The following is a 20097-nucleotide window of genomic DNA, read 5'->3' as shown; positions in this document are numbered from 1 at the left end:
GGTTGCAGTCATGCCATAATATGTCACCCGGTCAAGCAGGAATAAAAGAAGATTCCGGATCTACCCTCCGGGGCAGAGACGGTTTCAGAAGCTCGGTAACTTGTTGCCGAGTAGTTCACTTGTCTTTTGGCTGTTAGAAAGTTTCGCTGCGAATAATGATTCGTTTTATAAGGAGCCTTCAAATCTTAAAATCTGCTTTATTGTTGTTGTTATTTGCTTTTCTGTCATGTTTATACTGGATATCGTTAACCGATATGTAAGGATTGCTAGGATTGTAGAGTCTACGTTGAATGATATTGAGAAAATGCCAGAAGAAGAAGTTACGGAGAATTTGAAGTTTCTTATTAACATAATGATCAAAGATGAAGAAACCAGAAATCGTAAGCTAAAAGAAATAGAAGATTTTACAAAGAAAGAGGATTCCGTAGCGGAATTGTACACTTGGATACGGAGGACTCAGTATGTATCATGACATAGAAAAAGCATCTTTTTGCACATGATGATAAACACTATATATAGTATATATTATGAAGGAGAAAACATGAATTTAGCATTGACAGGTCATAGACCGCAGAGACTTGGATTTAATGATGACGAAAAGTCAGCTGATTATAAAAGCATTAAGCTGTGGATTAAGAGTAATATTGAACGTGAGATATTAGAACATCGAAAGCCTGTAACAGTATATTGTGGAATGGCTGACGGGTGCGATGTAGCATTTGGTTTAGTTGCATGTAAATTAAAGGAAAATAACCGACCCGTAAAGTTGATTTGCGTACTTCCGTGTAAGAATTACAATTCTAGTCACAAATATTACTCATATCTTAAAGAACACGCAGATGAATGGGTAGAATTATCTGCTGAATTTTATCGTGGATGCGACAATGTACGCGATCAATATATGGTAGATCATTGTGATAAGTTACTTGCTGTATGGGATGGCAATAAGTCAGGCGGTGTATGGTCTACTATCAAAAAAGCAAAAAAAGCCGGTAAAGAAATAGAATATTACAAGGTCAATAGAGGAACACAAGAGAAAATATGAACGCCGAAACAGCAAAAAGACAGGCAGGAGCCTGTCTTGAAGATTCATCCCCGAACGATTTCATCGCACGGGGTTTTCTCTTTATATCTTTATAATGGCGTCTGCGGTGTATGGCCCGGCGCCATTATGCTATGTGAAGGGAGGTTATCATGCAAAAGATCATATTTTTGGATGTTGATGGTGTTCTTAATTCTCTGGAATATTTTAATCAATTAAAAAACTCAGATCAGTCAAAAAAGATAGGCGAATATCAGGAGCTTGATGTAGAAAAAGTAAGATTGCTGGCAGAGATCATCACCAACACCGGCGCTGAGATTGTCCTTTCTTCTACCTGGCGTGACATTGGACGAAAGGAAGGGCAGCGGGATCATCCCATGTACCAATATCTGGTAGACACGTTAGGTGAGTTTGGCTTGAAGATCATTGACCATACCCCGTATTTTGAATATGACCGGCCACGGGAGATCAAAGAATGGCTGAACAGGCAGGAAGACAAGGACATACGTTTTGTGAGCCTGGATGATGATTTTACCCCAGAGGCATATGAAAAATATGGTATAGGAGAATATCTTGTACGGACGACATTTTATGGTTCAAATGGAGGGTTGCAGAAGGTACATGTGAAAAAGGCAATAGATACATTGAATGATTAGAAAAGCGGAACATAGTTCCGTTTTTTTTATGATGTTTTTTCTATCATTTCCTCCACTACGAATAGATCGGCGAGCAAGCTTATCCAGATACAGCAGGCTCGCCTATCATCCCGCAGGAGAAGATTCCTGCTAGAATTTCATTGAAATTTGCAAATGAAATGCTTTCGCACGGATGCGAGTTGTGAAAAAAATGTGAGAGAAAAAACAAAAATTCGTGACCACTCTTTTTACATATTATAGATAGTCAACAGCCGACCTGTTCAGCTGTTTTTCTTATGAAAGGGGATGGTCAAAATGATCTGATCAAAAGGAAAATCAGTAGTTTTGTTGCAAACAACTTATCGTCGTGCTCAAACAGAGTACGCGAAAGCAAATGAATCAGAAAGGAAATAGTCAAAATGAAAAGAAAAAGTATTTTAAAGAAAGCAATGGTCTCCGTCCTTGCTTTTAGCATGGCACTCAGCCCAATGACTGCATTTGCGGCCCCACCGAACTCCTATCATGATGCATTGGAGGGTACCGGTTCTAGCGATACCAATGAAACAGATGTAAATAATGATCTGGGTGATTTTGACATTATCGATAAAGATGCAAAAGGTTCCCTGACGATCCATAAGTATGACTTAACTTCCGCACAGGAAGATGGACTGGTGTTTAACTGGTCTGATACAGATCATGACTCCGACGGCACAGATTCTACTTTGACTACAGCGGATGGAAAGCAGATCAACATTACATCTACTGGTCAGGAAAACGCAGAAGCCGCAGAAGCGTTGAAGGAATATACGATCAAGGGTGTGGAATTTACCTACCTGCGTGTTGGCGATGTCAAGACATTCAGTGATGTGAATGAGGATGGTGTCAATGGCGATATCGAACTGATCTATGGTGTCGATACAGATCTGATGAAGATCCTCAGCTTAGAACCGTATAATGCAGAATCTAATGGCGAGGATTTTGTGGCAGCCACCCAGATCGATGGCACAAACTACTATACCAGCCAGCAGATCAATGATGCGTTAAAGGCTGCCCTGGAGGTTGGCACTTATGACGGCAGCTATGCTACTGATGAAGGAGAAGGTACTGGTACCAGTAATGATGAAGGTGAGCGTTTAGATGGTAAAGAGGGTATCACAGTAAAAGACGCACTGGAAGATTATATCACCACATCCACCAGCGTTCACGCAGCAGGAACCGCAATGCCGGAAACAGATGCTGATGGACTGACTGGTGCTACAGACCTGGATCTGGGTCTTTATCTCATCGTAGAGACAAAAGTTCCGGAAAATGTTACAGACACGACGAACCCGTGGTTTGTACAGATACCGATGACCGATATTGATGGACAGGAATGGTTTTACGATATCAGCTGTTATCCAAAGAACCAGACCGGACATCCTACACTGGATAAAAAGGTACGTAATGCTTACGGTACTCCTGGGTTAAACTACGATTCCACGGGTCCGGCAACATATACGGATGGTGAGTATGTCAATACTGGGGATGTTTATTCTGCGGACTCTGAGATCGTAACGAACGGGGACACCTTGTCTGGAGATGACTACGCAGCATGGCTGTCCGACGATGATAAGATGGGCGATTACGAATATTGTACGACTGTCACTGCATCTGAAGGCGATATCCTGGATTATATCCTGGTGACAAAACTTCCGAATATCACCAGTAAAGCGACATATTTAACAACTTACGAGCTGCTGGATACCTTATCTGATGGTCTCCGGTATAACAATGACGTGAAGATCGCGATCTATAACAGCGAAGAGTATGCAAATGTCAACGATACGACTCATGCGATCGATGTATGGACGATGCAGTCCGGACAGGATTACAACTTCACCTGTGAAGAGTCTAAGGGTAAAACAGATGGTTCTACCACGATCGATATCACGCTCACAGAAAAAGGTCTGGAAAAGATCAATAAAAACTATTACGATGGACAGCATTATTTAGTTGCGTACTATACTGCGACTGTTGAATCGGATGCGACCACAGTGCTGGGTGATGAAGGTAACCCGAATGACGTCACCTTAGTTTGGGAACGTACCAGTGATGAGTACTACAATACTCTGGAAGACCGCTCTATCGTTTACACCTATGGTATCGATTTAACTAAGACTTTTTCCGATGAAAACACCAAAGAACAGGATTTTAAAGCCGTACAATTCGTGCTTTATAATGAGACCGAAGATTACTACGTACAGGCAAAACAGTCTGATGTAGACGGCCTTTACTATGTGACTGGCAAAGCGACTGCGAAAGAAGATGCCACTGTCTTCTCTCCAAGTGCGGAAGGAAAGATGGTCATCAACGGATTAGAAGCCGATAACTACAAGATGACAGAGATCGCGACAGCAAAAGGATACTCTATCCTGCAGAACCAGATCGATATCCTCATCAATCCGTCCATGCGGGAGATCACTCCTTCCAGCGTACACTACATGACAGTGGCAGATGATCATGATATTGAACATCCATCTGATGACCAGGAGCTGATCTTATCTGATGGCACGACTCTTGTTGCAAAAGAAGAAGGTACAACAGATAAAGAAAATATGGTGATCGGGGAACTGACTCCGGCTTCTGCAACAGTGGATGGCGTACAGGCAGATATGTGTGTCTATGGCGCACAGCATCTGGGTTCTGAAGCCATCAATGCGACAAAGAACAGTGCAGTTGCCGCAGCTTCTGAAAATGCAGATGTTATCATCTCTGTGATGAACTCAAAGGCGTTCCTCCTGCCGCAGACTGGTGGTGCCGGATTATACCTGCTCACGATCGTAGGCGTGGCTGCCGTTGTCATCGGCGTATACTCTGTCAGCCATAAATATAAGAAGAAAGCCTGCTAAATATGTTCCGAAAGATCCTTTACACCTTGATCATCCTTACGGGAATTTCTTTGCTGCTTTACCCATGGATCAGCAACTGGCTGTACCAAAGCCAAGCTGACTCTGAGGTAAACGTTTACCATGAAAAGGTAGAGCAAATGGGGGATGCAGAGAAAGAGGCGGAATTAAAGCGGGCAGAAGATTATAACAGGAACTTGAACCAGGCACAGGTCACATTGACCGACCCATTCATCGCTGACCAACAACAAGAGGCAGAAGGATTAGAATATGATTCTCTTTTGAACCTGTCAGGCAATGGGATGATGGGATACATTGAGATTCCGACGATATCCGTCAACCTTCCTGTTTATCATGGGACAGCTGCCAGTACCTTAGAGACCGGCGTTGGACACTTAGAGGGTTCTTCCCTTCCTGTAGGAGGGGAAGGGACCCATGCCGTATTGACGGGACATACGGGACTCAATAAAGCAAAGTTGTTTACCGACCTTACGGAAGTAAAAAAAGGAGACCTCTTTTTCCTTCATGTATCCGGTCGTGACATGGCATATGAAGTCAATGAGATCAAGATCATCGAGCCGGAAGATATCAGTACTTTGCTGGTCCGTCCTGGAGAAGATCTGGTGACCTTAGTCACCTGCACCCCTTATGGTGTCAATACCCACCGCCTTTGTGTGACGGGTACACGGACAGAATATACAGAGGACATTCATCAAACGGCAATGGATAAAGGAAGCAGTGTAAAAAATTCCATCTGGATGCGAACCTATCGGAAAGCTGTGATCGTCGGTATCGCGCTCTCTGTCGGTATCATTTTGATCATCCGCCTGGTACAAAAAAGGAGGCGCTGATGCGTTTTATCAGAAACGTGTTCGGGATTGCCTGTATCATTTTCGGGATAGGCATCTTTGCCTATCCCGTAGTTACAACACAGTATTCTGCGTATCAAACGGAAGAATATATCCGCGAGTATGATGATGCATGGCAGTCTGCCGACAAACAAACGAAAAAAAAGAAAAAAGCATTATTACAGGAAGCGCATACTTATAATGCATCCATTTATGCAGAAAAGCAGGAAGGTTTTTGTGATGCCTGGAGTTATACGCAGCAGCCTTTTGATTTGAAAGGGTTAAAAGATGGAAAATTTGGGTATATCAAGATCCCGGCTATGGATGTAAAACTTCCATTATATATAGGTGCATCGAAGGAAAACCTATCGAAGGGAGCAGCAGTCCTGGGGCAGACCTCCCTGCCGGTCGGCGGCACCAACACGAACAGCGTCATCGCCGGACATAGGGGATATCAGGGGATCCCTTATTTCCGTGAGATCGAACGATTGGAAGTGGGGGATAAGGTATCCATCACGAACCCGTGGGAAACTTTAACGTACCGGGTGGAGTCCATGGCGATCATCGATCCCTATGATAATGATGCCGTCAAGATCCAGGACGGAAAGGATATGGTCACGTTGGTCACCTGCCATCCTTACCGGTCCCACGGTAAGTACCGCTATATTGTGTACTGTGTCCGGGATACGGGAAAGGAGAAGCTGGACGATACGACTTCGCCATCTATCCGTACAGAGGATGATATCACTTTTGTCTCTTCCGGACCGGACATCAAGAGGGAACAGTTTTTCCGCAAGGTATGTGCAGGGATCTTGTTCTTGCTTTTTATCGTAACTATCATCCGGCACATTTTATATAAAAGGGGGCATCCACATTGAAACGATTTGTTCCATTTATCAAGCAACATAAAGTTGTTTTAACGGTTCTGGTGCTGATCATCGGCATTATCGGGGGCATTTTGTTTTATCAGAATATTCCAGTAAATGCCTGGCAGTCTCAGAACTTTCCAAAACGGAATCTTTGGAAAAACGATGCAAATAACATTACTTACTTAACCATGACAGGCCCATCTGGTACCAGCACACTGACGGTGAGAGCATACAATAACAATCAAAATATCGGGAACCAAGAAAAGGAAAAATTCGTAAATGCTCCACGAACTATTAATTTTTCTGTCAGCGGACAGGGTTCCGGGCCATATAAACCTTCTTTTCAGACTGGCTCAGTGAAGACGACTCTTGCCAGTGAAGGAGGATATAAAGTCGTCACATTCACTGTACGCTGGACGATACCGCCTCATGAAGAGTACAAGGGGCTCACTGTCTCTAAACCGGGAAATACCGGGCGTTATAATGTGAGGAACTATGCTCCGGGACATAGCGCTTCTTCCCATACGATAGATGTCACCTATGAGGTCAATATCACAAATATGGGAATGATCACAAAAGCCGGGACAAATACACGATATTGGGGGACATCTGCCACGATCACTCTCCAAAAGCTGAACCGTACCGTTAAGGTATATGGGAATGGCGGCAATGTATCCACCGGAAGTATCACAAAAGTAGATGGTTCCGCCATTGGCACTTTACCGACCGCCAGCCGGCAGTATCATACCTTTACGGGCTGGACAGACCAAAATGGCAATTCTGTTTCCACAAGTTCCATCGTATGCCCGAATGGAGTCACGGCGATCTATGCTAACTGGGAACGCTGGATGGGATCTGTCGGTTTTAATCCGCGGGGCGGCGCCGGGTCTATGCCCGATCAAGATGTATATGCCGGGCAAGCGACCAATTTGCGGGCAAACGCATATACCAGGGAGGGCTATACGTTTGCCGGATGGGCGACGGACTCGGATTCGCAAAACGTTATCTATAAAAATGGGCAATCGATCACGCTGAAACAAAACGGCGAATATTTAGACCTGTATGCAGTCTGGACCCGGGATGACGGAGTGTTTGACACGACACAGCTGATCCAGGACGCAGAGATGTTTGGAGCGGACGGTGAGCTTGTCGGCGGCGAAGGAACGACTTTTGATAGAAACCGGACGGATTCCCGGTTTGCCCATATTGACGGTGGCAAAGATGACCCGGCGTACTTCACAAAGAAATAGGGAGGAAAGGGTATGTTTAAAAATATGAAAAAAAGAATCTTATTCCTTTGCCTGACACTTGCTATGTTATTTACAGGAATCGCCCAATTTGCCCCACTGGATGAAGAAACCGAACCTTTGCAGGTAGAGGCTGCTGTGCAGTCCGGAAAAGTGTCCCTGACAAAACTGCGGGGAACACTGGGTATCTCATCCATCGGACGACCGGCTTCGGAAGGACTGTGGGGATTCCGGGTGTCCGGCAGCCGGGCCTTTTGCTTAAACACAGGAAAATCCATGAACAATGGCGATTCTGTATCAGCAAAGACTTACAATGCTGTCACGTACAGCAATAAGGGTATTGCCCGTGGTCTGACATATTTTTTCAAAAAAATGAACACCAATTCCACCCATGATATCGCACTGATGCAGGCGTATATCTGGGCATGTGGAAAGGGTACCAGTAAATCCACAGCGGTTTATCAGGCAGGAAAATATGTAGAAAGTGGATATACAATGTCCAAAGCAAAAAAATTCTGTGAGGCTATCTCAGAGACATATCCGGAAGGCACCATCTATTATTATAAAGTGACCCATTGTGTATCCGGCAAAAGCCTTTCCGGGCATCAGGTGTTGTTAGGTTATAGCACAGATCTGTTTGAGCATCCAGAGAAAGATAAGGTAGATGCTACAGAATCTTTGGAAGGATCGGAAAATATCTCTCTGACTATCAACAAAAAAGACCAGGAAACTGGTATCGGCCTTGGCGGCGCTGTTTTTGAGATCCGTTGTGACGGAACGAGAGTCGGGACTGCGACCACTGACAATGCCGGAAATGCGACATTTAATTATACAAGAAGATATAAGACCTCGCCGAAAACATCAGAAAAATATGTCTATGTCACCAACTGGAAGCAACTGACGTACAAACAGCAGAAAGAATGTACGCAAAAAGGTTGGTATAAAAGTAAGTCAAAAGCAAAGTCAGTCGCAAAAAAGGAAGCGAGGAAAAAAGCACAAGCTGAATTAAATTCTTTGAAGAAAGCAAATCACACCTGGACTGTCACGGAGATCACGCCGCCGAAAGGGCATGCGCTCTCCAAGGAACGGACAAAGACTTTAACGGAGAGTGGTTCCCGAACCAGTTTTACCTATGCGTTTTCCAATCCGCACAGGAAAGTGAACATTTCCCTGCGGAAAGTCAGCTCCTCGCAGAATGTTGGAAAGGAAGCGACTTTACAGGGAGCCGTATATGAGGTCCGGGCAGCAGAGCCGATCTTAAACTCCGCCAACCAGGTAGTGCTTCAAAAAGACGGATTAGCTGGAACCATGGTCACGAATTCCCAGGGAACAGCAAGCATCACCGGACTCAATGCCGGGAAATACTATGTAAAGGAAGTTAAGGCATCCAAGGGGTATAACCTCGATACCAAGATCTATCAGGTTGATGGGAATACTTCCGATAATACCCAGATCACTGTCAATAAATCTGTAACATCCACCGAGCCGTTGATCGAGGCTACGGTAAAGATCGTAAAAAGCAAAGGACAGCAAGGGGTGCCAGAGGCGAACGCCACTTTTGACGTATTAGACAGTGCAGGAAACGTCGTTGACAGGATCACGACTGGCACAGATGGCGTAGGCACAACGACCAAAAAACTGCCATATGGTTCCTACACCGTGAGACAGACCGGCGGCGAACCGGGGTATGTGTTCAGTCCGGATTACACGGTCCGGGTTGATAATAACAGGGAGATCACCCTTGATATTGTCAACGAGCAGAAAAAGCCGGGACGGATTATCATCATGAAAAACACTTATACCTTATTTGACGGTGACGAGATCCGTCGTCCGGAGAAAGACGCTCGATTTGAAGTCAAAAATGCAGAAGGAAGAACAGTAGCTACCATTCGCACAGATAAGAACGGTTATGGCGAGTCCAAGGAACTGGAGCCGGGAATCTACACCATCCATCAGGTAGCCGGAGAAGAAAACTTCCGGTTCGTAGACGACTTCCAGGTGGAGATCAAGGAAGGGGATATTGATGCCCATACCTATACATTGGATAACCCGACCACTTCCGATGCAGTGGCAGTAAAGAAGACCAAGAGCCGGAATGGCGAGATCACACCGGAAGAAGGCGCAGCCTTCGCAGTGATCGATCTTTCTAAAGCGGAAGCGCCGACAGAGAAAGACTTGACCGATTCAGATACACGTACTGCCTATGTGAACAGCCTCGAAAAAGGTGCGGTATATGACACGATCTATACCGATGAAAATGGCGATGCCGCATTTCTCCTGGAAAAATGGGAAGGCAATGAGGAAGGGATCCTGCTCCTGCAGACCAGCGGCACTTTTGGCTACGAGTTATGTGCGCCATATTATACGAAAGACCATGAACCGAAAGAAGTCAACGGGATCACTACCTACGAATATGTAGCGGACGACCCATACACAGAATGGGCAAAGATCGACCTGACAAAGACCATGACGGTATCCATGGATAAATCCCAGCCTGTCACAGGCCCGGAAGCGAATGCGGAGTTTGAGATCTATGACTACGAAAACAAACTGGTCACGACTCTTATCACGGATGAAAATGGATATGCGGAAAGCCCACGGCTGGATTATGGTTCCTATACTTTAAAGCAGGTGTCCGGCGCCGCCTCCCACATTTTAATGGAACCGGTGGACTTCTACCTGACGAAACAGGAATGGCACCAAACCTTCCACTTAGGTACCTTTAATAATGAAGCAAAAGATGTGGAGTTTGAACTGACAAAGATCTCCAGCGAGACTTCCATCCTGCTCAATGATGCGGCTTATGAGATCTCCGATTATTCGGGTGATGTCGTTGCCACGATCATGACTGGTTCCGAAGGGGAAGAGAAGGGTAAGGCTACGGTTACCCTGCCATATGGTAAGTACACGATCAAAGAGATCAACGCCCCGACAGGGTTCCAGACCGATAAGGAGACGCATGAGTTTGAGCTGAACGTCAAAAGCGTCAACTATGATAAAGATGGAAATGGATCCTACCAGATGACGCTGGAAGATAAGCCGATCTACGGGGAAATCGGTATCACAAAGACCGGTAAAGTACTCACGGGATACAACGATAACGAGACACAGTTTGCCTATGAAGAAGGCCCGGTCGCTGGTGCCGTTTATGGCCTGTATGCCAAGGAAGATATCCTGCGGGATGATGGCAGCGTAGTCTGGAAAGCTGGCACAAAGATCGATGAGAAGACGACTGATGCAGACGGAAAGATCCAGTTCACCCGGAAGTTAAAAGATGGTACGGAGACAACGGAGTTTTACCTTGGCACCTACTATGTACAGGAGATCAGTGCTCCGGCAGGGTATGTCCTTGATACGGAACAGCATGAAGTCGTTCTCACCTGGGACAGCACCGCTTCCGATGTCAATACCTTTGAGCCGCTGGACCCGATCCCGGACGTAGATGACCCGTTCGGAAACAATGATGATAGGGCAAATTCCGGCCCAGCTATCCTGATGCAGGGCAAAAAATTAAATGAAATCTTCTTAAACTGGGAAGAAGAAAATGGAGAAGATATCACGGAAATTTACTTTACATACTATGATGTGGATGATGAGGCAGACTACAATATCGACGTATCGGAATCCCAGAACCGGGGTGTCATGATGTCGATCGATGGCGGTATCGCGTATATCCGTCCGGCAAGGGCTGGACAGATCATCCATTTTAACGGTTCTTCGAGTTATATGTTTTCTGGTTTGGACGAAGTGTATAATATCGTGCTGGATAATGTGGATACATCGGATGTCGTTGATGCCTCATACATGTTCCAGAAATGTATCAACCTTCCAGAACTGGACCTGTCCAATTTCAATACGGAGAGCATGCAGAACGCAGCCCGGATGTTTTACGACTGCCGTATTTTAAAATCAATCTACGTGATGAAAGCACGATTTGAACTGACAGGCGGTTCCGAGCAATATGAAGAGCCAAATATCGTTTCCATGCGTGTTACTCCAAAGCGCGACTTTGAAGTCGGTGAAACATTGACGATCGAAGATTTCACATTTACCGCTGTTTATGAGGATGACTCAGAAGCAGAAGTATTTGTCCTGGAAGACGAGGCAACATTTAAGCCGAAGACAGCGTATGCTGCCGGCACGATCCCGGTAGAAGCCCATATGGCTGGACGTTATGCCGCCCAGGGCATCCTGAATACAGAGATCGAAGTATTGGATTCCGAGACCGATGATACAGAAATGGTCAGAGCAGAGAAAGCGGAAGTGACTCTGGAACTGGAAGACGAGCTCCAGACCGTAACTATCACTGCAGTCAAGAAAGACGCAGACGATGGAACGAAACTGGAAGGCGCAGAATTTGCCCTGCGGGCTGCTACAGACATTGTAGATAATGCCGGAAATATCATCTTTACGAAAGGTGAGATCATCGGTCGCGAGACATCTTCTGGAGCGGGATCTATGGGTGAGGACTTTGAAGGATTGTCTTTCGGTTCCTTGCCGACGAATGCCTACGCAAAAGATCCAAATGCCCCGTATATGTATGAGATCTATGAGACAAAACCGCCGAAAGGATATAAGCTGTCCAAGGAAGTTTTCCAGTTCAGTGGAACTCCGGAAAATAATTCGGAACTTTCCTTTGAGCATGAAGTGGATGTAGCTAATGAACTTTCTGAGTACGTGAGCATCTGGAAGGGCTGGGCGAACTTTGATCCGGAAGATATCCCGAACTCCATCGAAGTGGAAGCAACGAACAAGAATACCAATGAGAAGAAGACCTTTACGCTGACCGCAGACGGCGGCTGGTGGTGCGAGACGGATATTTTAAAGACAGACATCAACAATTGGACGTTCAAGGAAACCAAGATGGATCCGGCGGTTGAGGATGTGTCCGTGGATATCCATGTGTATGATAATCAGGATCCGTATCAGCCGGGTACAATTCAGGTAGATAATTTTAACGGTTCACCAGTTGAGAAAAGATTTTCTATTGAAAAGAAGTGGAATGATGGTGAAAACTGTGATCAGATTCGCCCAACTTCTATTAAAGTCCGCTTTTTAGCAAACGGGGTACGACAAGAAACAGTCACTTTGAATGCAGATAATAACTGGACATATACGACAGATTTATTCCCAGTGGCAGATGAATACGGGAATGAGATTGAGTACACCTGGGAGGAGGTCCCTGCAGCTGTCATCAATGGCAATAAAGAAACTGGTTACAAATCCACAGTCAGCATCCCGGACGAGGATGGTGATGGTAGCGTAGAAGTGACGGTCATGACCAATACCCATACCCCGGCGAAGACAGAAGCTACGGTCACAAAGGTATGGGATGACGGAGATAATAAAGATAATATCCGTCCGGTATCCGTCAAAGCGACCTTATACCGTAACGGGGAAGAGGTTCGGACCGTGACACTCCGCGAGGAGAACGATTGGACTTTCACAGTGAAGAACCTGCAGAAAAATGATGAAAATGGAACTCCGTATAAGTACACATGGAAAGAGGAAGATGCCGAGTTCATTGATAACAATGACAGTTTAGGTGATATCGGGTATATGCCAGTCTACAAAGTAGAGGGCGACAAGATCACGATCACCAACCGGCATAAAATGCCGCTGGGCAGCGTCAATGTGACAAAACGTCTGGATCCGGCACGGATGGACTTCTCCAATGGAGACCCGGCTTTCACGTTCGTGTTAGAAGGAACAGATGTCTATGGCAACGAAGTCCATCAGGAACAGACACTGACCTTCACAAAGACAGACCAGTCCGGCAACAGGGACAGCGAAGGATATATCACAAAGAAAGCTGTCTTTGCAAACCTCAGATACGGTTCTTACAAACTCTATGAAAAAGACCCATCTGGATACCTGTATTACCTTGACCATGTAGACTGCAAGTATAACGCAGAGACGGAAGACGGTATGGAAGTGATCATCGACCATCAGGAATACAAACCGGATATTGATGGCGAACAGTCGAAGTACAGCAGCTGGCAGGCAGATGCTGTGTTTACCAACGAACCGCTGCGTGGCAGCATCAAGCTTGTAAAACAGGATTCCGGAAGACCGCTCCAGGGTGTAGAGTTTGTCATCACTAATGAAGCCGGGGATACAATCGCGACAAAGACCACGGATGAGAATGGCGAGATCTACATCGACAAGCTGAGACCGGGAACCTACACGGTCACAGAGACGAAGACGGTAGAAGGACATAATCTCCTGACAGAACCGTTTACGATCACGATCCCGTTTACGATCACTGATGATGAAGCACAAAAACAGGGGGTTGATACCTCAGACGCGATTTATCATGCATCAGATAAATCCTGGTATTTTTATGATCTGACTTATGTAGTCGAAAATAGGGCGACGTTGGATCTGCCAAAAACGGGTGGAATCATGGATTACCTGCCGATTGCGGCAGCGGTCATCCTGATCTCTGTTGGTGGTTATTATCTGACAAAGCGCAAGAAAAAAACAGGATTAAAAAAGTCTGAATAACAAAGTGTAAAGGCGGGACTTCGGTCCCGCTTTTTACATATTACTGGCGTAACCATTTTATTACACAAGAAAAGAAAGGAGTTCGCCATGAATCTATCTGTAATCATTGCCTACGTTGTGCTACTATTTGAAATGATCTATATTATCTTTCAAGGGGGAGAAAACATGACAAGTGAGATCATAGCTGCGATCATAGCGGGAATTGTTGCGATTGCGGTTGCAGTGATCGGGAATGTAGTCACTTTTTTAAAGGGGCGACATAACGAAAAGAATGAGCATGACAATCTTGAAAAGGGACATGCGGGTCTGTCAAAAGAGCATGAGAATCTGTCAAAAGAGCATGACTCCATTCTCGAAGCACAGAAAGAGCATACTTCTTATCTGGAAAAAGTAACCAAGGAGCAAGTAGGAATCTTAAACGAAAAACAGACAAGCATTCAGACAGACCTAAAAAAACTTTCCGAAGAATCTATCCGGATGTCTGAGATACAGAAACAGGTGAAGGAACGAGGTATTGACCCCGAAAAGATGGTTGCAGATATTCGGCATCTGGTCCAGATGAATGCAGACCAATCCCAACAGATCCGGCAACTGACGGAAGAAAAACGTACTTTGTCGCAAGAAAAAGACCATCTGCTATCTGAAAATATTTCTCTCAAGGTTCAAAGAGACCAACTTGAGATCCAATTAAAAGAAAAAGAACAGATGATTCGAGAATTGCAGCATCCATCAAAGGATGAACCAGACTGGGACTTTGGTAGGTGAGGTATGTGAACAGAATTGCAGGGAAACAAACTTTTTCTTTTCTTTTTTATTATAATAAAGGCATAAGATCAACAAAGAAAGGATGTGCATTTTTTATGAGAAAAGCATGGTATAAGGCGGCTGCCCTTTGCTTGGCAGTCGGGTTAGCGTTCTCCTCCCCGGGGGCGGCGTTTGTACAGGCAGCAGCAGTGGAGACCAGACAGGGTACAGAGGATATCCTGGAAGGAGTGGAGACGAAATTTTATGAGGATAGATATGATGATGACGGAGATGGGGTAAATGAGACGGGGGAATTATCTTATATCTGTCCGGAACAGACTTTTGATTCCTATGAAGATGCTGTAAAAGAATTAGGGGAATATATTAAGAAGTTTTGCCGGCTCCGACAGGATGGTGTGAGATATTTTGCTGTGTCTGTCCCTGTAGAATTTTTCTCTGAGGAAGAGATTGAAGAATTAACAAAGACACAGGGACGTTCTATGGGACAGGATGTTTATAATGAAGTGATCAAAGTCACGGCTGACCCAAACGAAGGAGAAATGCTGGCAGAAGAATGTCCTTTAAAATCCGGTTTTTTAAACCAGATGAAATATAGGAATGGAAAATACACCGGAAATTTTGTGTACCGGACATTATATCGGCATACAAATGAAGCATACAAAGCTTTTCAGGATAAAGCAGAAAAAGTTTTAGACAGTTTAGCGTTATCTGGTAAAACGGATGCGGAAAAAGTTGATGCAATCAGCAAATGGATCTTTAATAATGTGGAGTATCTTGGGTCTTCCGATGTTTCAGAGGATGAAAGTACAATTGATATCCGTAGTGCTTATCGAGCTTTAATGGAGGGCTCGGCTAATTGTGTTGGCTATTCAAGATTATTTCAATATCTTACTATTTCGGCTGGATTTGACTGCCATACAATTAGAGGACACATGCTGTATCACAATGATATCATTAAACTTGTAGATGGCGGATTTTATAATGAAGAAACGAATTCCTTTGATGAATCTGCATTACCGGCAAATTCATCTCATGCATGGAATTTGGTAAGAGTTAATGGATTATATTATTATGTTGATCCACAAGATGGTATACTTTTTGGAACAGATGGTACAAAGGGATTTACAATTTATAACGACAAAAAATATCCACATCATATTCCTTCTGCAAGTACAATTAAAATTGATAAAAATTTGATTTCCAAAGACGATTACAATACCTCCAACTTGTCTTGCACCCATCAAAATACAGAGATTCGGGATAAGAAAGATGCTACCTGTAAAGAAGAAGGATATACCGGCAATACCTATTGTCTTGATTGCCAGAATGTTGCTGCAGCCGGTACAGTCATCCCGAAAAAAGATCATACTTTTGATGAAGGTGTCGTTACCAAAGCCGCGACCTGTACAGAGGATGGAACAAGAACTTTTACTTGTACCGTATGCGGCGAGACGAAAGAAGAGACGATCACAGCAACTGGGCATCAGAATACAGAGATCCGGAATCAAAAAGATGCATCCTGCGAAGAAGCGGGGTATACAGGAGATACCGTTTGTACCGATTGTGATGCAGTGATCAAACAGGGCGAGAGCATCCCGGCAACTGGGCATCGGGACACGGAAGTACGTGGTGCAAAAGAAGCTACTTGTGAAGCCGATGGCTATACAGGTGATACCTATTGTAAAGATTGTGGAAATAAGATCGCTTCTGGAGAAACGATTCCATCGAAGGGGCATACCTATGGCGAAGGTGTAGTCACTACGGAACCAACCTGTACAAAGACGGGGGTAAGGACTTATACCTGTTCTGTCTGCGAGCAAACGAAGACAGAAGAGATCCCTGCTTTAGAACATTCCTATGATGAAGGTGTGGTGACGAAAGAAGCAACCTGTACGGAAGAAGGAGAAAAAACATTCACCTGCTCCCGCTGTCAGAATACGTATACAGCACCTGTTGCGATTGATCCGGATAACCATACCTGGGGAGAGCATATCTCATATATTTGGGATGGAGATACCTGCACAGCAGAACGGGCGTGTGCCAATAATCCTGAGCATAAAGACAAAATTGATCTGTATGTAGAGGCTGAAAGCGAAGATGCTACCTGCACAACCCCTGGAACGATCATTTACACGGCAACCGGCACGTTTTCCGATGGCACTAAAGCATCCGACATAAAGACAGTCACAGGAGAGGCTCTGGGTCATGATTATAAAACCGTTGTCACACCGCCGACCTGCCAGACAGATGGATATACGACCTATACCTGTTCCCGATGTGGGGATACCTATACAAGTGATAGGGTAGAAGCATTACCGCATGCTTATGATGAACCAACCTTTATCATCAATGAGGAGAAGGCTCTTTTTAAATGCAGTGCCTGTGGATATGCTAGAAAGGTAGACGCTGATATCCGAACAGAGGTCAAAAAAGAAGCAACCTGCTCTGAAGAAGGAATCCTCTCTTATACGGCAAGTGTTGAATTTGAAGGAAAGACATATTCCAAAGAGGGAGAACAGGTCATCGAAAAACTTCCGCATACGAATGCCATCATGAAGGGATATGCCCCGACCTGCACGAAAGACGGGTTGACAGATGGTGTTAAATGCAGCGTCTGTAAAGAGGTCCTCACCAAACAGGAAGTGATCCCGGCTACCGGCCATCAGAACACAGAGATCCGGAATGCAAGGGCAGCGACTTGCCAGAAAGAAGGATATACTGGTGACACTTACTGTAAAGACTGCGGCGAAAAGATTTCTTCTGGTACCACGATCGCAAAGACCGCACACACCTGGGATACCGGCAGAGTGACGAAAGCAGCGACTTACGATACGGAAGGAGTACGGACTTATACCTGTACTGCCTGCGGTTCTGCCCGGACGGAGAGTATCCCAAGACTTACCAGACCAGAGGTAAAAGTACAGAGGATCGCTATTTCCGCACTTTCCAACAAGATCGCGGTAAAGAAAAAGATGAAACTTTCCGCAGAGACATTTCCGGCAAATACAACGGATAAACGGATCACCTGGACTTCCAGTAATCCAAAGGTTGCTACGGTAAATCAAAGCGGCGTTGTAACCGTCAAGAAAAAAGGGTCTGCTGTGATCACGGCAACTGCCGCCAGCGGAGTAAAGGCATCCTATAAGATCAAAGGGATGAAAGGTGTCGTTAAGAAAGTTGCCGTTTCTGGCGTAAAACCAGTCAAAGCAGGAAAAGCATTAAAGTTAAAAGCGAAAGTTACTGCAACCAAAGGAGCGAATACAAAATTAACATGGAGCAGCAGTAATGAGAATTATGCGAAAGTATCCGCTTCTGGTAAGGTGAAGACTACAGCAGCCGGCAAAGGCAAGAAAGTAAAGATTACTGCCATGGCAACAGATGGAAGTAACAAAAAGAAGACGGTTACCATTAAAATTAAATAATACGTGGAAGAGCGGAGCTTCGGCTTCGCTCTTTATTTGATGGCAAAAAAATATAATCTGTGCTATAATATCCGTACAAAAAAGAACCCTGTTCTAAAAAATAATGTGTAACCTCCGACATATTGTTTTTGTAGTAATATTCAAAAGAAGGAGGAATGCGTATGCAGACGTCATTAGCGCATAGTATTGAAGAGAATCCACAGAAACGGCAACTAGATGAACAATGTAAGATCGTGTTATCCCACAAGCCGCTTCTTGCCCGGATCCTGAAACGGACAGTAGAGGAAGTAGCGGATATGGAGATTGACGAGATCATTGCTTCCATTGAGGGAAGCCCGTCTATTGGAAGCATACCCATTTTGGAAGGAGAGGAACGGATCGAGGGCAGTAATACAGAGTCAACATCGAAGAATGAGGGCACTGTATATTACGATATCCGTTTTTATATCCTTGTTAATGAGGGAAAAACCAAGATCTTATTTGATGTGGAAGCACAGAAAAACTACTATCCTGGTTACAAAATCGTGACAAGAGGGATTGCTTACTGCGCCAGGATGATCTCCTCGCAGATCAATCAGGAGTTTGACCTGAAACATTACGATGACTTGAAGAAAGTCTATTCCATCTGGATCTGTTTCAACCCGCCAGATTATATTGGCAACGCCATCAGCCGGTACCATATCCAGAAAGAAGACTTGCTCACCGGTATTCCGGACGAAAAGGTCGCATATGATAAACTGGAAGTTGTCATGATCTGCCTGCGGGACGATATGGATCAAAAAGATGATGAACTTATCGGGTTGCTCAACACGATATTTTCATCAGAAAAGACGAAAGAAGAAATCAAGGAAGAATTGTCAGATCAATATGGGATCCCAATGGAAGATGGATTTGGAAAGGAGGTTGATCTGATGTGTAATTTATCAGAGATGTATGAAGAGCGCGGTATGAAACGCGGCATGGAACGCGGTATGGAACGTGGTATGGAACGTGGTATGGAACGTGGCAAATTAATAGGAAAAATTTTGGCTTACAGAGATTGCAATCTCTCTGATGCAGAAATTGCATGTAAGGTGCATCTTCCTGTATCAGAAGTAAAAAAAATAATTGAAGAAAAATCCCTTCAATTACAATGTTGATACAGAAAACGGAGTTTCGGCTCCGCTAAAAGGCGGTTACCATTAAAATTAAATAATGTGTGGAAGAGCGGAGCTTTGGCTTCGCTCTTTATTTAATGGCAAAAAAATAGCATCTTAACTGTTAACGGTGAAAAGGAGGTTAAGACGATGTGCGATGTAGCAGAGAGACTTGAGCGACGAGGTATAGAACAAGGGATAGAACAAGGGATAGAACAAGGAATAGAGTCTGTTGCTGATTAACTTGATAAAAATGGGAAAAGATAATTCCTTGATTATGCAGGCAACGAACCTATCTGAAACAACAGTAGAAAAATTAAGAAAAACCGTACAGAATGCGTCTGTCAAAAACATGTCTTATTTGTGAACTACTCGGCAACAAGTTACCGAGCTTCCGAAACCGTCTCTGCCCCGGAGGGTAGATCCGGAATCTTCTTTTATTCCTGCTTGACCGGGTGACATATTATGGCATGACTGCAACCATGCACCCCGTAGTTCGACAGGCTATCCCCGGTGAACCACCGGTTCTTTTCGCGGTTATCGTCCGTCCGTTTCCGGAGGCTACGCCGCAAGGGGGTGTGTTTCTGTATAAATACGCGTCCCCTCATTCCGTATATTGATAGCTGCCTGATGGTCCCGCCCCATGACGTGCCCACACTTCGGGCATATATAGGTACGGTCAGACAGCTTCAGCTCACTATGTTTATAGCCGCAGGAAGAACATGTCTTACTGGATGCAAA

The 20097-nt window shown here is 44.7% G+C and carries 11 protein-coding genes; 10 read left to right on the top strand and 1 reads right to left on the bottom strand.

Translation table 11 applies throughout. From position 1 onward, the window contains the following. Positions 1–541: 541 nt before the first annotated feature. The 10 genes from B5F87_RS18665 (at position 542) to B5F87_RS18620 (ending at position 19359) form a co-directional block, all read left to right on the top strand. Positions 542–1045, top strand: a complete 504-nt coding sequence (locus tag B5F87_RS18665; protein ID WP_158097101.1) for an SLOG family protein — start codon at positions 542–544, stop codon at positions 1043–1045. A 149-nt stretch (positions 1046–1194) separates the two neighbouring features. Then, positions 1195–1698 (top strand): HAD domain-containing protein, encoded by a 504-nt coding sequence (locus B5F87_RS18660; protein ID WP_087283753.1) that lies wholly within the window; start codon positions 1195–1197, stop codon positions 1696–1698. A gap of 398 nt (positions 1699–2096) precedes the next feature. Next, positions 2097–4565: a SpaA isopeptide-forming pilin-related protein gene (locus B5F87_RS18655; RefSeq protein ID WP_087283751.1), complete on the top strand. Its 2469-nt coding sequence runs from the start codon at positions 2097–2099 to the stop codon at positions 4563–4565. A 2-nt stretch (positions 4566–4567) separates the two neighbouring features. Further along, positions 4568–5413 (top strand): class C sortase, encoded by an 846-nt coding sequence (locus B5F87_RS18650; protein ID WP_087283749.1) that lies wholly within the window; start codon positions 4568–4570, stop codon positions 5411–5413. Then, positions 5413–6288, top strand: coding sequence for a class C sortase (locus tag B5F87_RS18645; protein WP_087283745.1), 876 nt, complete (start codon positions 5413–5415; stop codon positions 6286–6288). Before B5F87_RS18650 ends, B5F87_RS18645 begins: the two co-directional genes overlap by 1 nt. Then, positions 6285–7529 carry an InlB B-repeat-containing protein gene (locus B5F87_RS18640; protein WP_087283742.1) on the top strand — a complete coding sequence of 415 codons (1245 nt, stop codon included), beginning with the start codon at positions 6285–6287 and terminating at the stop codon, positions 7527–7529. Before B5F87_RS18645 ends, B5F87_RS18640 begins: the two co-directional genes overlap by 4 nt. 12 nt (positions 7530–7541) lie before the next feature. Further along, the gene (locus tag B5F87_RS18635) at positions 7542–14033 is read left to right on the top strand and encodes a SpaA isopeptide-forming pilin-related protein (RefSeq protein WP_087283739.1); all 6492 of its coding nucleotides are present in this window, start codon (positions 7542–7544) and stop codon (positions 14031–14033) included. Positions 14034–14120: 87 nt separating this feature from the next. Beyond that, the gene (locus tag B5F87_RS18630) at positions 14121–14798 is read left to right on the top strand and encodes a hypothetical protein (RefSeq protein WP_087283735.1); all 678 of its coding nucleotides are present in this window, start codon (positions 14121–14123) and stop codon (positions 14796–14798) included. Between the two features lie 95 nt (positions 14799–14893). Then, complete coding sequence (locus B5F87_RS18625) at positions 14894–18220, top strand: Ig-like domain-containing protein (RefSeq protein WP_143405289.1); 3327 nt, start codon at positions 14894–14896, stop codon at positions 18218–18220. Between the two features lie 161 nt (positions 18221–18381). Next, positions 18382–19359 (top strand): hypothetical protein, encoded by a 978-nt coding sequence (locus tag B5F87_RS18620; RefSeq protein ID WP_087283729.1) that lies wholly within the window; start codon positions 18382–18384, stop codon positions 19357–19359. A 558-nt stretch (positions 19360–19917) separates the two neighbouring features. Here the strand turns inward: B5F87_RS18620 and B5F87_RS18615 are convergent. After that, a partial coding sequence (locus tag B5F87_RS18615; protein ID WP_143405288.1) for a zinc ribbon domain-containing protein occupies positions 19918–20097 on the bottom strand: 180 nt, incomplete at its 5' end.

Origin of the sequence: Eubacterium sp. An3, assembly GCF_002159465.1 — a bacterium.
Classification (GTDB): domain Bacteria; phylum Bacillota; class Clostridia; order Lachnospirales; family Lachnospiraceae; genus Anaerobutyricum; species Anaerobutyricum stercoris.
Note: the sequence above shows the minus strand (reverse complement) of the source record. Positions and strands in the feature narration are given on the sequence as shown.